The organism is Pseudoalteromonas denitrificans DSM 6059 (genome assembly GCF_900112265.1).
GTDB classification, from domain to species: Bacteria; Pseudomonadota; Gammaproteobacteria; order Enterobacterales; family Alteromonadaceae; genus Pseudoalteromonas; species Pseudoalteromonas denitrificans.
Map to the genome: position 1 here is coordinate 44,471 of NZ_FOLO01000030.1, position 18,505 is coordinate 62,975.

Below are 18,505 nucleotides of genomic sequence, written 5' to 3' on the forward strand. Positions count from 1 at the left end.
AAATTATTTCAGATGAGTACCAAGCTGCTGTAAGTACGCAATTAAGGCTTGCATTTCTGTTTTACCTTTAACTGCGGCTTTAGCACCTGCAATATCTTCATCCGTATATGGCACACCAAAGCCTTTAAATACTTCAAGCTTTTTAGCTATTAATTCACCATCAAGTACATTCTCATCTAACCAAGGAAAACCAGGCATATTAGACTCAGGTACTACTGAACGTGGATCCATTAAATGTGCATATTGCCAATCATCAGAATAACGTTGGCCAACACGTGCTAAATCAGGGCCAGTACGTTTAGAACCCCACTGAAATGGGTGATTCCAAACACTTTCACCTGCAACAGAGTAGTGACCGTAACGTTCAACTTCATCACGAAATGGACGGATCATTTGTGAGTGACAGTTATAACAACCTTCACGCACATAAATATCTCGACCTTCCATTTCTAAAGCGCTTAGCGGACGTAAGCCATCAACAGGTTCAGTGGTATCTTTTTGAAACATAAGTGGCGTTATTTCAACTAAAGCACCAAAACTGATTGCAAAAATCGTTAATATTGCGAATAAACCAACATTTTTTTCAACGATTTCATGTTTATTTTGCGAATTATTTTGACTCATATTCTACCCCTTATGCCGGATGTACTTCAGCTTCAAGTGAATCTTTTTCAGCTGAAACCGTTTTAAGTACGTTATAAAGCATGATCACCATACCAGTAACGATGAATACGCCACCAACAAAACGCATGAAGTAGAACGGGTATGAAGCTTCAAGTGATTGCACAAAGCTATACATTAAAGTACCGTCAGAGTTAACTGCACGCCACATTAAGCCTTGCATAACACCTGAGATCCACATAGCTACGATATAAAGTACAACACCGATTGTATGTAACCAGAAATGTGTATTAATGAGCTTAGTGCTATACATACGGCCTTGACTAAATAAGTTTGGTACTAAATGATAAACAGCACCAATAGATACCATAGCTACCCAACCTAAAGCACCTGAATGTACGTGACCAACAGTCCAGTCAGTGTAATGCGAAAGGGCATTTACTGATTTGATTGCCATCATCGGACCTTCAAATGTAGACATACCATAGAATGAAAGAGATACAACTAAGAAACGTAAAATAGGATCATGGCGCAGTTTATGCCAAGCACCAGATAACGTCATAATACCATTAATCATACCGCCCCAAGATGGTACAAATAAGATAATAGACATAACCATACCTAAAGATTGCGTCCAATCAGGTAAAGCTGTGTAATGTAAATGGTGAGGACCAGCCCAAATGTATAAAGATACTAATGCCCAGAAGTGAACCACTGATAGACGATAAGAATATACAGGACGACCAGCTTGTTTTGGTACAAAATAATACATCATACCTAAAAAACCAGCTGTTAATAAGAAACCAACTGCATTATGACCGTACCACCACTGTACCATAGCATCTACGGCACCAGCATAAATCGAGTAAGATTTAGTCAGTGATACAGGGATAGCCATGCTGTTTACAATATGTAATACAGCAACAGTTAAGATGAAACCACCATAAAACCAGTTTGCAACATAAATGTGTGATACTTTACGTTTTATTAAAGTACCAAAAAAAACAACTGCAAAAGAGACCCAAACTATCGTGATCAATAAATCAATTGGCCATTCAAGTTCTGCATATTCTTTACCTTGAGTAATACCTAAAGGTAATGTTATAACAGCGAGTACAATTACAAGTTGCCAACCCCAAAAGGTAAATGCAGCTAATTTGTCAGAGAAAAGACGCGTTTGACAAGTACGTTGTACCACATAATATGCGGTAGCAAATAATGCACTAGTACCAAATGCGAATATAACAGCGTTCGTATGTAACGGACGCAGTCGGGAGTATGTTAACCATGGTGTGTCGAAGTTCAATGCAGGCCAAACTAATTGGGCTGCTATAAGAACACCAACACTCATACCTATAAGGCCCCAAATCACAGTCATAATTGTGAATTGGCGTACAACTTTATAGTTGTATTCTGTTTGTGATGCTACTTGGCTCATTTTCCGGCTTCCGATGCAATAAATTGCACTAAGAAATCAAATTCCTATTCAATAAAGAATAGGCCCTACTTATTTTCAGCAAGTATATTTTTAAAATATTAAAAGATATTCTAAAAACAAACTCGAGAAACCCTTATTTTGCGGGTGAATGATAAATATTTTAACGTTAAAAAGATACCTCAATTGTGCAAAATAATGACCTTAATCAAACTATGGGTATTATCTAGTAATTTTATTTTTAATTTTGTTGTATATTTAGCTATATCATTATAATCACTAGATTAAAAAATCGCCGGTCAGTAAATAAATGTTAAAATATAGTACGACTTTATTGGTATTGGGCTTGCTTTTAGCATGTAATTCTGAATCGATAAAAGAAAGTAAAAATACCGAGTGTGCAAAAAATAAGCACTGTAACTATAGCGGTGGATATAGCATAGCGCTAGAAAACGAAAATATTACCCCTGAAACCCAATTTCACATTGTATTTTCTGCGCCCAAGAATATAAAGATTCAGCAAGCTAAGTTAGAAGGGATTAACATGTATATGGGAAGTATTCCTTTATTTTTCGAATATAAAGAAGGCGCCTGGCGTGCAACGACTATGGTAGGGGCTTGTGCTGAACCAATTATGCAATGGCGTTTAACTTTAGATTTTTTAGACCAAACTAAATCAGTAAATAATGATAAGGCTCAAAATACACTTTTATACTATTTCACTTCAAAATATTAGTTAATCAGCTATCTATAAAGTAAAGACAATTTTTATTGATAGATATCTTAAATCAATTATTTACATTACACTTTATCGAAACATTTTGTGGTATTATTCATGATCAAATTAAAGCCGTGAATGAAAAACAGCTAATTTTTTGTATCTTTTATGAGTAACCCGAATGTATTACCAGTCAATGCCTTTTAATACCTTCACACCAGAGTCAAAAGCATGTTTTACATTTTTCACTTCAGAAACTGTATCCGCTAATTCTATTAAAGCGCGGTGTGCAGCACGCCCAGTGATCACAACACTTTGCATTTTAGGTCTATTTTCTAAAGCTGTGATGACTTCTTCTAAAGGAATATAGTTGTAAGAAACCATATAAGTAATTTCATCTAATAATACTAAATCTATAGTAGGGTCTTGCAACATGCGTCTGCATTCTTGCCAAATGCGCAATGCAGCAGCTGTATCAGTTTCTTTATTTTGAGTTTCCCAGGTAAAACCGGTATTCATTATTTGAAACTCTACATTGTGCTGCTCTAATAAGTTACGTTCGCCACAATCCCAGTTACCCTTAATAAATTGGGCAACAGCGCATTTTAATCCATGACCAACAGCACGCGCGACGGTACCAAATCCAGAGGTTGATTTTCCTTTTCCATTACCTGTAATCACTAATAATAAACCTTTAACAGTCTGTGCTTGGGCTATTTTATTATCTACGGTTTCTTTTAATTTTTGTTGTCGGTCACTGTGACGATTATTTCTTTGTGTCATGATTAAATACCTATCAATAAAATTAATAACTTAACTGGAATACCTTCTTATTCATAATTCTACTTATTTGTAAGATAAAACTAAACATGCATTATTAACTTTCAGACTATTTTTTGATTTATTGGTAGTTATCGTTTTTTCCTGTTGAATGAGCGCTTTACTATTACATTACATAATTCATTTAGTTAAAGTAGTATAAAATCAATCGGAGAATAACAACAATGCACAGATTTGCTCCTTCAACCTTAATGTTAGCGATTGCAGCTTCATTAGTTGGTTGCCAAGACTCAGGTCCCCAAGATACAAAAGTAGCAATAAATAAAAACCCTTATCCAAGTACCTATCAAGCAATGCCAGCACAAAAAACCTTGATAAAAAATGCCACAGTTTTGACTGGAACGGGCGATCGTTTAGACGGCGCGGATGTTTTATTAGTTGATGGAAAAATTCAGGCTGTAGGTAAAGGCCTTTCTGCATCTGGTGCAACGAGTATTGATGCTAAAGGTAAATGGGTTACCCCAGGTATTATAGATGTGCATTCACACTTAGGTGCATACCCAAATCCATCGGTAGAGTCTCATCAAGATGGAAATGAAATGACGTCTCCAGTCACTGCTGAGGTGTGGGTTGAACATTCTGTTTGGCCACAAGATCCTGGTTTTAATGCAGCGCGTGCAGGTGGTATTACTTCATTACAAATTTTACCTGGTTCGGCTAATTTGATTGGTGGCCGCAGTGTAACGCTTAAAAATGTACCCTCAGTTACAATGCAAGGTATGAAATATCCAGATGCACCTTATGGTTTAAAAATGGCGTGTGGTGAAAATCCAAAACGTGTTTATGGAAGCCGTAAAGAAACACCTTCAACAAGAATGGGTAATATGGCTGGCTATCGTAATGCCTGGATTGAAGCGACAGAATATAAACGTGCCTGGGAAAAATATGATACACAATATGCTCAGGGGAAAAACCCAAAGGCACCAGAACGTGATTTAACATTAGATACATTAAAAGGGGTTTTAGACGGTGATATAAAAATTCATAATCATTGTTATAAAGCCGAAGAAATGGCCATGATGATAGATTTAGGTAAAGAGTTTAAATATGACTCTGGTACTTTTCATCATGCAATTGAAGCATATAAAATTTCAGATTTATTAGCCCAAAATGGTAATTGTGCTGCTATGTGGCCTGATTGGTGGGGTTTTAAAATGGAAGCATATGACATGATCCATGAAAATGTTGCTGTGGTTAATGCCGTTAAAAACTCTTGTGCTATTGTGCATTCGGACTCAGAAACAACAATACAAAGACTTAACCAAGAAGCAGGTAAGGTGATGTATCGTGCTAATGAAAATGGTTTTGATCTTAAAGAAGAAGATGCGATTGTTTGGATCACCCACAATGCAGCAAAATCTTTAGGCATTGATGATACAACGGGTTCTTTAGTGACCGGTAAACAAGCTGATATTGTAATTTGGAATCAAAGTCCATTTAGTGTATATGCCAAAGCTGAGCAAGTATTTATTGATGGTGCAAAAGTATATGATCGCTTTGATGATAAGTATCAAGCTAAAAGTGATTTCATGTTAGGTCAAGCAACAGCTAATAAAGCACTATAAAGGGAGAAAGTTATGAAAAAATTAAATCACTCAGTGTTTAAAAAGTCACTTTTAGCGTTTGCACTAACGGCATGTTCTTCTGTATGGGCGACATCTACTGCGATCACCAACGCGACTGTATATACTGCAACTGAGCAGGGTATTTTAAAAAATGCGACTGTTGTTTTTGAAAATGGAAAAATTACAGCAATTAACCCTACTTCAATGAATGTTGATACGACAATTGATGCAAAAGGTCAGATTTTGACACCCGGCTTTATTGGTTCTATGAACCAACTTGGTTTAGTTGAGGTGGGCGCAGTAGCGCGTTCTCGAGATGCTGGTTTTAAAAAGGCTAATATTACTTTTGATCCTAGTCTGGCATTCAACCCTAAATCATCTTTGGTTTCATACGCCAGAAAAGGTGGTATAACCCGTGATGTAATCGTGCCAAGTGGTGGTGATAGTATTTTTGCCGGCCTTGCATCAGTTGTTGATTTAAGTGGTGAGTTTGACAGTGTACAAACAAGCAAAATGGCTGTTTTAGTAAACCTAGGGTCTGAAAGTAAAGGTTCACGTGCTCACACACTGTCACAATTGATTGATAAATTGGAAAAACAACAAAAGAAATTAGCGAAAGCTAAAAAAGCCAACTCAGAAAAAAAGAGCAAAAAAGATAAAAAAGATCCCACCAAAGAAGCGTTAATATTAACTGCATTATTAACAGGTGAAAAACCTTTGATCATTCGTGCATCTCGTGCACAAGAGTTATTACAATTAATTAAGCTTAAAGAACAATTTTCTTTAAATTTGATCATTGCTGATGCTGGTGATGCTATTGCAGTAAAAGAGCAGTTAGCTCAAGCGAATGTTCCTGTGATCATTAGTGCAATGGATAACTTACCTAGCAGTTTTGATTCTTTAAATGCTTCACTTCAAAATGCAGGTATTTTAGAAAAAGCAGGTGTAAAAGTTGGTTTATCTATTTTTGGAGATGGTACTCATAATCTATATCAGCTGCGTTTTGATGCAGGTAACGCAATATCTCATGGCATGAGTCAATTTGGCGCATTAAAGGCGGTTTCTGCAAATATTGCAGATATGTTTGGTATTAATGCCGGTAAAATTGCGGTAGGTAAAGCAGCGGATTTATCACTTTGGAGCGCAGACCCTTTTGAATTGAGTTCTAAAGTTCAAACACTGTGGATTGGAGGTGAACAATATTCAACAGAATCACGCCAAGATAAATTACGAGAGCGTTATATGAAACAATCTCATTTACCAAAAGCGTACTCAAAGTAATGCAAACATTGGTGCCGAGTCTTAAAAATTTTTTATTCAATGATGAATAGCTGACTCTAATAAGCTCAATATTCTGGAGCGATATTTATCCTGTATATTGAGCTTTAATGATCTTTTCTCTTTAAAGCACAAATATTTATGTGTAAGCGATTTAATAACTCTATTATATTCAGAAGCAGAACCACAAGTAAAAGCTGTATACGATGATATTAAGACTCATTTTGAGCTGGACTTTGTACTAAATTATTTTAAAACGCAAGGAAGTAATATTGCTCTGCTTAAGGGAAACTGGGAAAAAATTAAAAGTATCATTTTTCAGGGGACAGTGCCATGCCTTATCAAAGAAGAAATTATCTATCGCATATCTAAACAACAAAATTGTCAATATTGTCGTTATATTCATACTAAAGTAATTGAAAGTTTACGTGATAAAATCCAAAATTTACAAGGGCTTGAAGTAAATTAAAAACTATCTGAAAATCAAGAGTCAGTAATAGAATTGGCCGTAAGAATGGCATTTGATAAGTCATTAGATGTTGTACAATATTGTAAAGCATTCAATTCTAATGGATAAGTACCAGAATTATTAGCTGTAATAAACTGCACGTTTATGCTAAATACATAAGCCCAATTCTCGGGTGTTGAAATTGATGAGGAGCTATTACAAAATAAAGTTTTATTATAGCTTTAAGGTCCAATTAGTTGAGATTAGGACCTTAAATTAAGACCAAAAAAGTAATTACTCTTCGTCTTTGTGGTATGTTTTAATTGTTAGGTCTATATAAGCACTTATGAATGCAGGCTCTTGAAACTTCTTTAAACCTGTTTCTTCAAAATCGATGGGCATAGGGTTACGCTTAAGTTGTTCTTTGATTTCAGTTGAGTTTAACAAATTAACTTCTAAATCTGTAATTAACTGAATTGCGGTTTCCAGTTTAAAACCTACTGCACCACCTGCAAATTTACCTTTATGTGGTCTTTGTTTAATTGCTACGGTATCAACTTGATAATCATGCATAAGTTTTGCGAAATCAAACTGAAATTTACGTACTTCTTCTGTATCATTGGCATTACTTAATACAAAGCGTGTTTGGCGTACATCTCTGATATCAAAAACATCATTATCTTTACTTAATAAACATAAAAGGACTTCACTGCCTTTTATCTCAACACCGCATGTTCTCATTGTCGTACCTAATTAATAAATTCGGGCAATATTATAATCTAAAATGAAGTGTGCGCACAGTTTTAGCTAAAATTTATTAAATTTAATCATATATGAACCTAGGAACCTGCTTTAACCTCAAATTGAATATAGATACAAGCATGATCACTATTGGTTTTATGTTTATCGTCAGGTTGAGTTAGGATGTGTTTATCAATCGTATGATATGTTAGATGAGTGAGTTTAGTGTTTTCCCTGTTCTGATTAAATTCGTTTGATAACAAAATATAGTCAAGTACTTTGCCTTTGCCTTCATAATAAAGTGTAGGGGGTTTTGTATTTGTATTATTGTTTGAAATATCGAATGCATCAAAAAAGTCTAAATGATTGACTTCATTGCTATCTAACGTATTTTCAAATATTAAAGATAACGCACTTGCATGTATATCATCATTAAAGTCGCCTAAAATAATGCTTGGTTGAGGGTTTGTGGCTTGCTCAAATAAGGCATCATGATAAATTAACATGCCTTCTAAGCACCTTAGTTCTTGAGAATAAAAACTACCGACTGTTTGTGTTAATTTTTCATTATATGCTGCATTTTTTGGTACTGTATTATTTGCAAAATCATTTAGTTTTGTCGCTCTTTTAGATTTTAAATGCAATACATATATGCGAACAATACCTAGCTGAGGTAATTGAATCTCTGCTTTTATGGGCCGCCTGCTAAAGGTAAAGTTTTCAGGTAGGTTTAAATGTTTTAATAACTTTTTATCGGGTTTTAAGGCATCGGCCTGAATGATTGGATATTTAGATGCTAATGCAACTACTGGAGTCATCAATATAAACTCTGACTGTTTGGCGATGCAAGGCATATCTACTGTTGTTAAGTAATCATAACCCAGAGGCTTAATGTGTTTTGCTAATGCATCGATACTAAACACTTCCTGAAAGGCAATAATATCGGGAGAAATGTTGGCTATTAATCGTGTTAGCCAAATATTTTTATTTTGCCATTGAATCGCACTATAGTTTTCATCTAATTGGTAATAGCTAAAAGGTGGGGAGGCGTAATTGAGCAGATTAAGCGTCGCTATTTTGAAATGCTTGTTGGTTGAACCCGAATTTGCCATTTGATTATGTTCAAATTTGACTTTATACAAGTATGGGATCAAATAGCTTATTGTCAAAAAAGCATTAAATTTATATACATATACACAATTGACTTCAAGGTGTGAGTCTCAGTTGGAATTAATAGTGATTTAGGCACAGATTGAAGTAAATGATTATCCCCTTATCATAATCAATAACATGACATAAAAGATTTTTAAATCAATCTTTAAGCGTTGGGGTGCTTAGATATTAAGAGCAATAACACCATTTTTTGTTATTGCTCAAGTTGAATGGGGTGAAAAGACATTATCTCTTTTGGTGGTTTCTTGCTTTTTTTGCTTGTACTTTGAGTTCGTAATCTAATTCATCAGGGTACACCACTAAGCCATCTTCTTCTAAATTAGGAAATACCACTATGGCAAGTTCGTCATCTTCAAGACCATGAGTCCAGTGGCTATGCCATTTTTTTAGATCTATTTCTTTTGCTTTACACGACTCCCAGTCGCCTGTAGCCCAAGCTTGTGCAAATTCCTTGTTAGGCCATACGGGTACACAATCTTCATCGTCTGTATTTAACATCACACAGCCATGTTCATCGGTTAAAATCCAAATTAATTGTGTTTTTACTACTTCTTTAATTAAGTACTTATAACGTTTATCAATATCGTATTGACTAATAGTTGTGAACAATTGAGGGTCTAAAGGCGTACTCATTATTATTTCCAGTTAAAAATTAAAACATGATAAGAATAAAGCAAAGTTGGATTAAGTTATAGTAATTCACATATTACCAATAATATATTTATAAAATCCTGTATTTTAAACTTGTTTAGGTATAGTTGTTTACATCGATAAAAACATTGAATATGCTCAGTTTAATTTATATAGGGAATAGATAATGAAAAAGATTAAAAATGAAACAGCGCTGTTAAAAAAGGCAATTCTTGTAGGTGAATCATATGCAAATAACAGGGGCTATAAAAAATTTTCAGGCACAGATTCAGCTAAACAAAAAATTGAGAGTTTATACCGTTTATTAGTTAATGATAAATTGATTCAACCTTTAAAAGAAGAAGATGAAAATCAATTAAATATGAAACATAAATTAGCAATTTGGATCTCAAAACAGTTACCTAAAGATCATGAGCTTTTAAAATAACGCATATAACAAGTTATAAACAGTTGTATTTTGAGTCAAGGTTTAAGACAATACGGCCCCTGTGTTTTCACAGCCCAATAAATAACAAGATATCATTATTTAAATATTGATTTTCACTCGTAAGAAAACATCATTATTTGAATATAAAATTATAAGTAAAATTTACATGTGATGCATTGTGGGCGTCACCACTGTAGTAAAGGATAAAAAATGCCAGTAATTACACTTCCAGATGGTAGTCAAAGAGTTTTTGAAAACCCAGTCTCAGTTTTAGATGTTGCAAATGATATAGGTCCAGGCCTAGCTAAAGCAACAATCGCAGGTCGTATTGATGGCGAGCGTGTTGACGCTTGTGAAGTTATGACCCAAGACAGCCGTTTGGAAATTATCACCGCAAAAGATGACGATGGCTTAGAAATTATTCGTCACTCGTGTGCACATTTACTTGGACATGCGATTAAGCAAATGTTCCCAGACGTAAAAATGGCGATTGGTCCAACTATTGATAATGGTTTTTACTATGATATCGATCTTGAGCATTCAATTACACAAGACGATTTAGATGAATTACAAAAGCGCATGACTAAGCTTGCTAAAACTGGCTACCAAGTAGTTAAAAAAGTAGGTACTTGGCAAGATGCGTATGATGCATTTTCAGAGCGTGGCGAAAGTTATAAACTTGAAATCTTAGATGAGAATATCTCTAAAGATGATACGCCAGCACTTTATCATCATGAAGAATATATTGATATGTGTCGTGGTCCTCACGTACCGAATATGAAATTCTGTCAGCACTTTAAAATTATGAAAGTCGCGGGTGCATATTGGCGCGGTGATTCAGACAATAAAATGCTACAACGTGTTTACGGCACAGCATGGGCTGATAAAAAACAATTAAAAGCGTACATTCAACGTTTAGAAGAAGCTGAAAAGCGTGATCACCGTAAAATTGGTAAAGCACTTGATTTATGGCACTGGCAAGAAGAAGCGCCAGGTATGGTATTTTGGCATAACGATGGTTGGAATCTTTACCTAGAGCTTGAAAACTTTGTGCGCGAAAAATTACGCCATTACGACTACGAAGAAGTGAAAGGTCCATTAATGATGGATCGTTCTCTTTGGGAAAAATCTGGTCACTGGGATAAATATTCTGATGCAATGTTTACAACAACATCAGAAAAGCGTGAATACGCGATTAAACCTATGAATTGCCCAGGTCATGTGCAAATATTTAATCAGGGTTTGAAATCTTACCGTGATTTACCACTACGCATGGCGGAGTTTGGTTGTTGTCATCGTAATGAGCCATCAGGTGCATTACATGGTTTAATGCGAGTTCGTGGTTTTACACAAGATGACGCACATATCTTCTGTACAGAAGAGCAAGTAATGGACGAAGTGTCTGCATGTATCAAAATGGTCTATGATACATATGAAACTTTTGGTTTTGATAATATTGTTGTTAAATTATCAACTCGTCCAGAACAGCGCATTGGTGATGATGAAACATGGGATAAATCAGAACAAGCTTTGGCTGAAGCATTAAAAGCAAATGATATTGAATTTGAATATTTACCAGGTGAAGGTGCTTTTTATGGTCCTAAAATTGAATTCACATTATATGACTGTTTAGGTCGTGCTTGGCAATGTGGTACAGTGCAGCTAGATTTTGCATTACCAGGTCGTTTAGGGGCAACTTATGTTGCTGAAAATAACGAACGCCGTACTCCGGTAATGATCCACAGAGCAATTTTAGGTTCATTAGAGCGTTTTATCGGTATTTTAACTGAAGAATATGCTGGGAAGTTTCCAACATGGTTAGCACCAAAACAAGTTGTGGTAATGAATATTACCGATAAACAGAGTGATTTTGTTGACCAAATAGTAAAAAAATTGAATAAAAATGGATTTAGAGCCAAATCGGACTTGAGAAATGAGAAGATAGGCTTTAAAATCCGCGAGCATACTTTAAAACGCATTCCTTATCTGCTTGTTGTTGGCAACAAAGAAGTAGAAGAAAATGAAGTTGCGGTTAGAACACGCTCAGGTGAAGATTTAGGCAAGTTTAAAGTAGACGATTTTATTAGTAAATTAAGCGAAGAAGTTAAAAACAGAGCTTAAGCAGTTAAAAAGTGATGCGGTATCAAAAAACAGAATATACCGCATTAATTTATATATTATTTGGAGGACGGTCCCATTAGAGGCGGCAAAAAAAATCAACAAGCAACTCAAAAGCATAAAATCAACGAAGATATTACTGCGAAAGAAGTCAGATTAATTGGTTTGGACAATGAAAAGATTGGCGTCGTAACACTTGCAGAAGCATTTGAAAATGCAGATGAAGCCGGCGTTGATTTAGTTGAAATTAGCCCTAATGCCGAACCACCAGTATGTAGGGTGATGGATTACGGCAAATTCTTGTTCGAAGAGAGTAAAGCTCAAAAAGAACAAAAGAAGAAGCAAAAGCAAGTTCAGATTAAAGAAATCAAATTCCGCCCAGGAACAGACGAAGGTGATTACCAAATCAAGCTTCGTAACTTAACTAAGTTTCTTGAAGGTGGCGATAAGGCTAAAATCACAATTCGTTTCCGCGGTCGTGAAATGGCGCATCAAGATATCGGTATCACTTTATTAAATCGTATAAAAGACGATTTACAAGAGATAGCTTTAGTAGAATCATTTCCAAGACGTGCCGAAGGCCGTCAAATGGTAATGATGATGTCTCCAGTAGCTAAAAAATAAATTTAAGTGCTTTTGCATTTAAATAAAAATTTAAACTAGGTCTACAAGTTAAGCCTTATTTTTATAAGGCTTCACCTAGTTTAACCGGCAAATAAAAGTAATATTGTATTTAGTTTACTAGATAAATATTCGCCGGAATTCGTAGTAAGTTTGGCCATACAAGTGGTGATCTTTGCATTACCCGCCTGCTTACTTTATATCACGCAATACATTTGGAGTTATTGCAATGGGCTATAAGCTTAAAAGCCACAGTGGCGCTGCTAAGCGTTTTAAAAAGACTGCTTCAGGCGGTTTTAAACGTAAACAATCGCATCTTCGTCATATTTTGACTAAGAAATCTTCTAAGCGTAAGGCTCACTTACGTCCTAAGACAATGGTTCATAAAAATGACCACGGTCTTGTTTCACGTATGTTACCATTCGCTTAATAGAGGTTTTTAATCATGGCAAGAGTTAAACGCGGTGTAATCGCACGTCAACGTCACAAAAAAGTATTAAAACAAGCTAAAGGTTATTACGGAGCACGTTCACGTGTTTACCGCGTAGCTTTTCAGGCAGTAACTAAAGCTGGTCAATACGCTTACCGCGATCGTCGCGCTAAGAAACGTACTTTCCGTCGTCTTTGGATTGCACGTATCAATGCTGCTGCACGTCAAAATGGTCTTTCTTACAGCCGTTTCATCAATGGTCTTAAGAAAACTTCTGTAGAAATCGATCGTAAGATCCTTGCAGATATCGCTGTTTATGACCAAGTTGCTTTCACTGCTTTAGTAAATAAAGCAAAAGAAGGTTTAGCTGCTTAATCTTTTTTAGATTAAAAGCATTAAAAAGGGAGCTTATGCTCCCTTTTTGTTTTTTAATGAATGATTTTTTACTGTTAAGCCTAAAAAACTCACTCTCACTAAAAGATAAAAACCTTACTCAACTTCTGCTTCAGAAACAGTCAAAGACAATAAAATTTTATTCTTAAGTTTAAACTACAGGCTTTTATTTAATAATTTGTCCAATATATTTGTTGATAAAATCCTTTTTAAATAACCAAATAAATAAGTTGGGAAGGTTACATAATATCGCGCTTTAGGTTTTTTACTTTCAATGGCATGATATAAACATTTATAAACCGCATTAGGCGCTAAGGTAAACGTGCTGGTTTTAGTGTGTTTTTCTAATCTTTGTTTTTGTAATAAATAGTTTTTTTTATGAAAGCTATTATTGGTATCTATGTTGTCATTGAATGCTTTTAATGCATTAGCTCTAAACATTGACTTTATTGGTCCAGGTTCAATTAAACAAATATTAATGTTTGAATCTTTTAATTCCATTCTTAATGTATCCGTTAATCCTTCTAGGGCAAATTTGCTGGCATTATAAGCACCCCGATAGGGCAGAGCGATCAGGCCTAAAACAGATGAGTTTTGAATGATACGTCCTGAATTGTGCTCTCTCATATGTTTAAGCGTTAAAATAGTCAGTTCATGCCAACCAAATAGATTTGTTTCAAACTGTTGTCGTAATGCATTCGTTGGTAAATCTTCAACTGCGCCAGGTTGACCATAAGCGCCATTATTAAATAATATGTCTAGCTTGCCATTTAATAAGCTTAGAGCTTGGCTAAAGCCATTTTTGATACTCAGGCTATCGCTTAAATCAAGTTGGATACATTTTAATCCTAAAGATTTGAGATTTTCTACATCCTCCACTTTTCGACAACTTGCAATAACATCAAACCCTTGTTCATGTAACTTTTTTGCACAATACAAACCTATACCTGAGGAGCAACCGGTTATTAATATAGACTTTTTCATTTTTACCTATCGTGAGGTCAAATTAAAAGAGAGAAAATGTAATCGTCAGTCTTTTAATTAATGATCAAATATGGATGAAGATAAATTAACATACAAAACATAATACACAAATTCGTATTTCTTGGTAATTTAGGTATAGTAAGTTCATGAAACACTTTAGGCTTTTTTTATGTTTAGATACTTATTTGTTATTTTTTTGATATTATTTTCTTTTCTCTTACCAAAAGTTGTCGCTAAAACTGAAATAACTTTAAGTGTTGATAATTACCCTCCTTATATTGATGGCAGGCAAAGTAATAAAGGGAAATTGGCAAAAATTGTAACTGATATCTTTAAGCTTCAGGGTTATAACGTTAAATATAAATTTATGAGTTGGCCTGAAACTGAAATTGCAATCACAGATGGCAATAGCTTTTCTTTTATGTGGTACAAAAGTGAAAAAAGAACAAAAAATTGGATATTTTCAGATCCGATCACTTCTCTGAAGGCAAGTTTTTTATCTCGAAAAACAACAAAGTTGAAGTTAGAACGTTTAGATCAATTACGTCGTTACGCCATTGGTATAACCGAGGGGTATAGTTATGGTGATCACTTTGATGCATACAAACCGCAATTAAAGTTAGTGCAGAGCATTTCTGATTATGAGGGAATAAAAAAGCTCTTAGCCGGTGAAACAGATTTACTGCTTATTGAACCATTTGTCGCTGAAAGTTTGCTTAAGGATTGGTTTTCTGATGAAGTAAAAGACACAAAGTTAAGTAATGTTAATTATTTATCGAATCAACCTATTTATTTGGTTTGTAGTTTGCAATATGCATCATGCGCTCATTTGATGCAAAAATTCAATTTTGCATTGCGAAAATTAAAAGCCAAGAATGCATTAAATTTAGAGTAGAGTATGTTTTTGTTAAAAGTCGGTCCTATTATATTATCTAGCTGTATATTTTTGTCTTCATTTCAAAGCATAAGTGCAATATCAACAGATGCGCATTTACCGCCTTTAATAAAGTGGCAAGGGAAAAGCGAACAACTTATGGCCAAAAACGGCCCGCTTTTAACCGAGTTTGAAAAATCTTTAGGGACAAGTACGCCAAGTTATATCAATGCTATGGCATATTTAAATGAACTTGTTAAAACCAATCCAGACCAGTTCTCTGTTAATACTATCGGTGTAAGTGCTCAAAACCGCGCAATCAAAATGCTGATAGCGAGTGAAAACGGAATTTTAAACCATGATAAGCCAACGCTATTGATACAAGCAGGAATTCATTCAGGTGAAATAGATGGTAAAGATGCCGGTTTTATGTTGCTTCGTGATATAGCTGAGGGTAAACGAAATGATATACTCAAACGGGTCAATCTTTTGTTTATTCCGATTCTAAATGTAGATGGTCATGAACGTAGTAGCCGGTTTAATCGCATAAATCAACGTGGCCCAAGTGAGATGGGTTTTAGAACCAATGCTAAAAACTTAAATCTGAACCGTGATTATACAAAACTAGATACACCGGGTATTCAAGCCATAACAGAAGTGGTTAATAAATATAGTCCTGATCTATATATTGATATTCATGTAACCGATGGTGCTGATTACCAATATGATATTACTTATGGCTATATGCCTACATTTGCCAGTGAATCTCCTGCAATCTCAAAAGTGCTAGATGATAAATTTAAACCTTTACTTGATAGTAAACTCGTAAATCAAGGACATATTCCTGGGCCTTTAGTTTTTGTTATGAATAAAAGAGACTTTAAACAAGGGCTGGCTGGATGGGTTGCAACACCTAGATATTCAAACGGTTGGGGGGATTTACGTAACTTACCAACAATATTAGTCGAAAATCATTCTTTGAAACCTTATAAGCAAAGGGTATTAGGTACTTATGTTTTTATTGATAGTGTAATAGATGCATTATCTCAATTTGAAAAACCATTATCAGATGCGGTTAAGTATGAGAAAAGTCATTTACCTAAAGAGCTGGTGGTAAAACGAGGTTATAGTAAAAATCCTGATCATATTGCTTTTAAAGGTATTAAATATGAGGTATTTAACAGTAAACTGAGTGACCATAAAGAAGTACGTTATATAGGTGAAAAAATAGACTATGCTAACTTACCCATTTTTTGGCAAAAAGAAATACTAGCTAAAGTAGCTGTGCCTAAGGCTTATTATATCCCAACTGAATATGGCAATATTGCTGATAAATTAAAACAACAAGGGATAATGGTTACTCAAATAAGTGGTCAATATTCAAATTTACATCAAGCAAGCGCCACAAAATTTGAATTTGATAAAATGCCTTTTGAAGGACGCATGCGGGTATCAGCAAAATTTAACTATAAAAAGCATAAAAACGTCGTTTTAACTAATTGGTATAAGGTTGAAACTTCTCAACCATTAGGAAAGTTAGCCGTTCATTTATTACAACCTGAAGCCGTTGATTCTTTTTTTAGCTGGGGTGATTTTAATACCATATTTCAACGTACTGAATATGTAGAAAATTATGCACTTGTGCCTTTTGCAAATACTATGCTTCAAAATAATGCAGACATTTCAAATAAGTTTAATGAAAAGCTCAAAGATAACAGTGACTTTAAAAATGATGAACAAGCCAGGCTTAATTGGCTTTATCAACAAACGCCTTTTTATGATAAAAACTATTTAAAATATCCTATATTGATTGAAAAGTAGTTTTACCTTGAAAGTAAAGTACAACAAATATTATTTGTTGTACTTTTTCAGGCTAAAATTATAAATCTAGTTTTTCTGATGTGTATTGGCCTTTAATATACTCATTGTAATAACTGCCAAGAGATGTTGAATAATAAAAACCTTCCCAGACCGTATTTGGTATATCAAAATATCTAAAAACACTGCCAGATTTAAATTGTACATCTAATACTCGGTTAATGCTTGAATAACCTATATGACTGAATGCGGATGAATTCACTGGATGTTGATCAAACAGTGGAAAGGGGCTTTGAGCTTTTATAGACGAAGCGACTCCCTGAGCAATGGCCTTAGCGACACCAAAATGGCGTAAGTAAGAGTCGACTAAAGAATGTCCGGTACTATCAAAAAGACTTTGAGCTGAGTAGTTAGAGTTTTTGCTTCCAAATAACTTTCTAACCGCGTGCATAAAAATATCCTGATCTAATGTTAAATGGGAAATTAAACTAGAATATTCATTACCTACGGTACCACCTAGGTTTAAAGAGGGCGTGGCAATAGAAGCTAGACTTAACATAGGGTAGTCAGATAAATAATATCCATCTGTGTATTGGTAATTCAAAATCATCTCTTCGTAAAGGGCATTGGTATAAAAGTTTCCTTGAGAATGGCCAAGTAATACTAAGCGATTACAAGAGTGCATCTTTGAAAGTAAGCGCATGTAGGCATTATGGTAATCGACTTCATTTACAATTGAGAAATTGACTTGGCTAAAAACTTGATCCATAATCTGTAGAATTGAACTCGTTTCTTCAGGTCGTAAGGAAGTAATAGATCCACCTAAAATACTGGCTATGATCCTATATTGAGGGGTACTAGGTCCGAAGTATTCATATTTTTGTCGAGCGACTTCTAATATTTGTTGGGCTAAAGCTTCGTTTTTATTGTAACTGCCAGTAACTTCTCCACCTTTTGGGAAGTCATATAAATAATCATATTGAAACTCATCTATTCGATCTAAATTAAATCTGTAGTTTTCAGGAGTGGTAAACATACCATTAATATAAAAAATGCGCACTTGGTCTATATTTTTTGAGCAATATCTATCCAATAGATTAGGTGCGGCAAAAACTTGAAAAGATATGATGCATATTATTGTTAAAAAATAATTATAGTTTTTCATTTTTACTAACTCCTACCATCATATTACATTGACTATCAGCCCTAGAGTGAAAGTCACTGTCCCAAGGGATAAGATCATGGGCTACATTTTGGCCTTTAAAGTTTGCCATGGCACGATCAAAGGTATTGAAAAAATCGAGCTTAGGAGAGCGAAAGCTTGGGTAGGTTTGTTGTAACATCCTGATGCAATATGTAATTTGCATAAA

General features: G+C 34.8%; 19 protein-coding genes and 1 pseudogene. 11 read left to right on the forward strand and 9 right to left on the reverse strand.

Annotated elements, in window-relative coordinates; genetic code table 11:
• Positions 1-3: 3 nt before the first annotated feature.
• Positions 4-624 (reverse strand): cytochrome-c oxidase, cbb3-type subunit II, encoded by a 621-nt coding sequence (gene ccoO / locus BM088_RS16705; RefSeq protein ID WP_091986903.1) that lies wholly within the window; start codon positions 622-624, stop codon positions 4-6.
• A 10-nt stretch (positions 625-634) separates the two neighbouring features.
• Positions 635-2,059, reverse strand: a complete 1,425-nt coding sequence (ccoN, locus tag BM088_RS16710) for a cytochrome-c oxidase, cbb3-type subunit I (protein ID WP_091986905.1) — start codon at positions 2,057-2,059, stop codon at positions 635-637.
• Between the two features lie 307 nt (positions 2,060-2,366).
• On the opposite strand from ccoN, the gene BM088_RS16715 reads away from it, so the two are divergent.
• Entirely contained in the window at positions 2,367-2,792 is a 426-nt protein-coding gene (locus BM088_RS16715; protein WP_091986908.1) for a hypothetical protein, read from the forward strand.
• A gap of 168 nt (positions 2,793-2,960) precedes the next feature.
• Here BM088_RS16715 and cobO read toward each other — a convergent pair whose 3' ends face one another.
• The gene (gene cobO, locus BM088_RS16720; RefSeq protein ID WP_091986911.1) at positions 2,961-3,557 is read right to left on the reverse strand and encodes a cob(I)yrinic acid a,c-diamide adenosyltransferase; all 597 of its coding nucleotides are present in this window, start codon (positions 3,555-3,557) and stop codon (positions 2,961-2,963) included.
• A 221-nt stretch (positions 3,558-3,778) separates the two neighbouring features.
• Between cobO and BM088_RS16725 the strand changes: the two genes are divergently transcribed.
• From BM088_RS16725 to BM088_RS16735, 3 genes are all read left to right on the forward strand, one after another.
• A complete protein-coding gene (locus tag BM088_RS16725) occupies positions 3,779-5,179 on the forward strand; it encodes an amidohydrolase (RefSeq protein WP_091986913.1) in 1,401 nt (466 codons plus the stop codon).
• A 12-nt stretch (positions 5,180-5,191) separates the two neighbouring features.
• Positions 5,192-6,460, forward strand: a complete 1,269-nt coding sequence (locus BM088_RS16730; protein WP_091986915.1) for an amidohydrolase family protein — start codon at positions 5,192-5,194, stop codon at positions 6,458-6,460.
• A 97-nt stretch (positions 6,461-6,557) separates the two neighbouring features.
• The gene (locus BM088_RS16735; RefSeq protein WP_091986918.1) at positions 6,558-6,926 is read left to right on the forward strand and encodes a hypothetical protein; all 369 of its coding nucleotides are present in this window, start codon (positions 6,558-6,560) and stop codon (positions 6,924-6,926) included.
• A 273-nt stretch (positions 6,927-7,199) separates the two neighbouring features.
• Here BM088_RS16735 and BM088_RS16740 read toward each other — a convergent pair whose 3' ends face one another.
• The 3 genes from BM088_RS16740 to BM088_RS16750 form a co-directional block, all read right to left on the reverse strand.
• A complete protein-coding gene (locus BM088_RS16740) occupies positions 7,200-7,646 on the reverse strand; it encodes a DUF3010 family protein (RefSeq protein WP_091986920.1) in 447 nt (148 codons plus the stop codon).
• A gap of 98 nt (positions 7,647-7,744) precedes the next feature.
• Positions 7,745-8,788: an endonuclease/exonuclease/phosphatase family protein gene (locus tag BM088_RS16745; protein ID WP_091986923.1), complete on the reverse strand. Its 1,044-nt coding sequence runs from the start codon at positions 8,786-8,788 to the stop codon at positions 7,745-7,747.
• A gap of 256 nt (positions 8,789-9,044) precedes the next feature.
• Positions 9,045-9,452 carry a DUF2750 domain-containing protein gene (locus BM088_RS16750; protein ID WP_091986926.1) on the reverse strand — a complete coding sequence of 136 codons (408 nt, stop codon included), beginning with the start codon at positions 9,450-9,452 and terminating at the stop codon, positions 9,045-9,047.
• A gap of 184 nt (positions 9,453-9,636) precedes the next feature.
• On the opposite strand from BM088_RS16750, the gene BM088_RS16755 reads away from it, so the two are divergent.
• From BM088_RS16755 to rplT, 5 genes are all read left to right on the forward strand, one after another.
• The gene (locus tag BM088_RS16755; RefSeq protein ID WP_091986928.1) at positions 9,637-9,897 is read left to right on the forward strand and encodes a DUF5062 family protein; all 261 of its coding nucleotides are present in this window, start codon (positions 9,637-9,639) and stop codon (positions 9,895-9,897) included.
• A gap of 210 nt (positions 9,898-10,107) precedes the next feature.
• Complete coding sequence (gene thrS, locus BM088_RS16760; RefSeq protein ID WP_091986931.1) at positions 10,108-12,018, forward strand: threonine--tRNA ligase; 1,911 nt, start codon at positions 10,108-10,110, stop codon at positions 12,016-12,018.
• A 60-nt stretch (positions 12,019-12,078) separates the two neighbouring features.
• Positions 12,079-12,639, forward strand: a complete 561-nt coding sequence (gene infC / locus BM088_RS16765; RefSeq protein ID WP_091986934.1) for a translation initiation factor IF-3 — start codon at positions 12,079-12,081, stop codon at positions 12,637-12,639.
• 226 nt (positions 12,640-12,865) lie between these two features.
• On the forward strand, positions 12,866-13,066 hold the full coding sequence (rpmI, locus tag BM088_RS16770) for a 50S ribosomal protein L35 (protein ID WP_042144088.1): 201 nt from the start codon (positions 12,866-12,868) through the stop codon (positions 13,064-13,066).
• A gap of 15 nt (positions 13,067-13,081) precedes the next feature.
• Positions 13,082-13,441, forward strand: coding sequence for a 50S ribosomal protein L20 (rplT, locus tag BM088_RS16775; protein ID WP_042144090.1), 360 nt, complete (start codon positions 13,082-13,084; stop codon positions 13,439-13,441).
• A gap of 174 nt (positions 13,442-13,615) precedes the next feature.
• Here rplT and BM088_RS16780 read toward each other — a convergent pair whose 3' ends face one another.
• Positions 13,616-14,443: an SDR family oxidoreductase gene (locus BM088_RS16780; RefSeq protein WP_091986937.1), complete on the reverse strand. Its 828-nt coding sequence runs from the start codon at positions 14,441-14,443 to the stop codon at positions 13,616-13,618.
• A gap of 169 nt (positions 14,444-14,612) precedes the next feature.
• On the opposite strand from BM088_RS16780, the gene BM088_RS16785 reads away from it, so the two are divergent.
• Both BM088_RS16785 and BM088_RS16790 read left to right on the forward strand, forming a co-directional pair.
• A complete protein-coding gene (locus tag BM088_RS16785) occupies positions 14,613-15,338 on the forward strand; it encodes a substrate-binding periplasmic protein (RefSeq protein WP_091986939.1) in 726 nt (241 codons plus the stop codon).
• A gap of 3 nt (positions 15,339-15,341) precedes the next feature.
• Positions 15,342-17,138 (forward strand): M14 family metallopeptidase, encoded by a 1,797-nt coding sequence (locus tag BM088_RS16790; RefSeq protein ID WP_091986942.1) that lies wholly within the window; start codon positions 15,342-15,344, stop codon positions 17,136-17,138.
• A 58-nt stretch (positions 17,139-17,196) separates the two neighbouring features.
• Here BM088_RS16790 and BM088_RS16795 read toward each other — a convergent pair whose 3' ends face one another.
• Positions 17,197-18,300 (reverse strand): KTSC domain-containing protein, encoded by a 1,104-nt coding sequence (locus BM088_RS16795; protein ID WP_091986945.1) that lies wholly within the window; start codon positions 18,298-18,300, stop codon positions 17,197-17,199.
• Positions 18,287-18,505: pseudogene (locus tag BM088_RS16800) on the reverse strand (chitodextrinase); the annotation flags it as partial. The pseudogene BM088_RS16800 and the gene BM088_RS16795, both read right to left, overlap by 14 nt.

Excerpts from the sequence above, each read along its gene's own strand:
- ccoO (WP_091986903.1), bottom strand. The coding sequence starts at position 624 with ATGAGTCAAAATAATTCGCAAAATAAACATGAAATCGTTGAAAAAAAT.
- ccoN (WP_091986905.1), bottom strand. The coding sequence starts at position 2,059 with ATGAGCCAAGTAGCATCACAAACAGAATACAACTATAAAGTTGTACGC.
- BM088_RS16715 (WP_091986908.1), top strand. The coding sequence starts at position 2,367 with ATGTTAAAATATAGTACGACTTTATTGGTATTGGGCTTGCTTTTAGCA.
- cobO (WP_091986911.1), bottom strand. The coding sequence starts at position 3,557 with ATGACACAAAGAAATAATCGTCACAGTGACCGACAACAAAAATTAAAA.
- BM088_RS16725 (WP_091986913.1), top strand. The coding sequence starts at position 3,779 with ATGCACAGATTTGCTCCTTCAACCTTAATGTTAGCGATTGCAGCTTCA.
- BM088_RS16730 (WP_091986915.1), top strand. The coding sequence starts at position 5,192 with ATGAAAAAATTAAATCACTCAGTGTTTAAAAAGTCACTTTTAGCGTTT.
- BM088_RS16740 (WP_091986920.1), bottom strand. The coding sequence starts at position 7,646 with ATGAGAACATGCGGTGTTGAGATAAAAGGCAGTGAAGTCCTTTTATGT.
- BM088_RS16750 (WP_091986926.1), bottom strand. The coding sequence starts at position 9,452 with ATGAGTACGCCTTTAGACCCTCAATTGTTCACAACTATTAGTCAATAC.
- BM088_RS16755 (WP_091986928.1), top strand. The coding sequence starts at position 9,637 with ATGAAAAAGATTAAAAATGAAACAGCGCTGTTAAAAAAGGCAATTCTT.
- thrS (WP_091986931.1), top strand. The coding sequence starts at position 10,108 with ATGCCAGTAATTACACTTCCAGATGGTAGTCAAAGAGTTTTTGAAAAC.
- rpmI (WP_042144088.1), top strand. The coding sequence starts at position 12,866 with ATGGGCTATAAGCTTAAAAGCCACAGTGGCGCTGCTAAGCGTTTTAAA.
- rplT (WP_042144090.1), top strand. The coding sequence starts at position 13,082 with ATGGCAAGAGTTAAACGCGGTGTAATCGCACGTCAACGTCACAAAAAA.
- BM088_RS16780 (WP_091986937.1), bottom strand. The coding sequence starts at position 14,443 with ATGAAAAAGTCTATATTAATAACCGGTTGCTCCTCAGGTATAGGTTTG.
- BM088_RS16785 (WP_091986939.1), top strand. The coding sequence starts at position 14,613 with ATGTTTAGATACTTATTTGTTATTTTTTTGATATTATTTTCTTTTCTC.
- BM088_RS16790 (WP_091986942.1), top strand. The coding sequence starts at position 15,342 with ATGTTTTTGTTAAAAGTCGGTCCTATTATATTATCTAGCTGTATATTT.
- BM088_RS16795 (WP_091986945.1), bottom strand. The coding sequence starts at position 18,300 with ATGAAAAACTATAATTATTTTTTAACAATAATATGCATCATATCTTTT.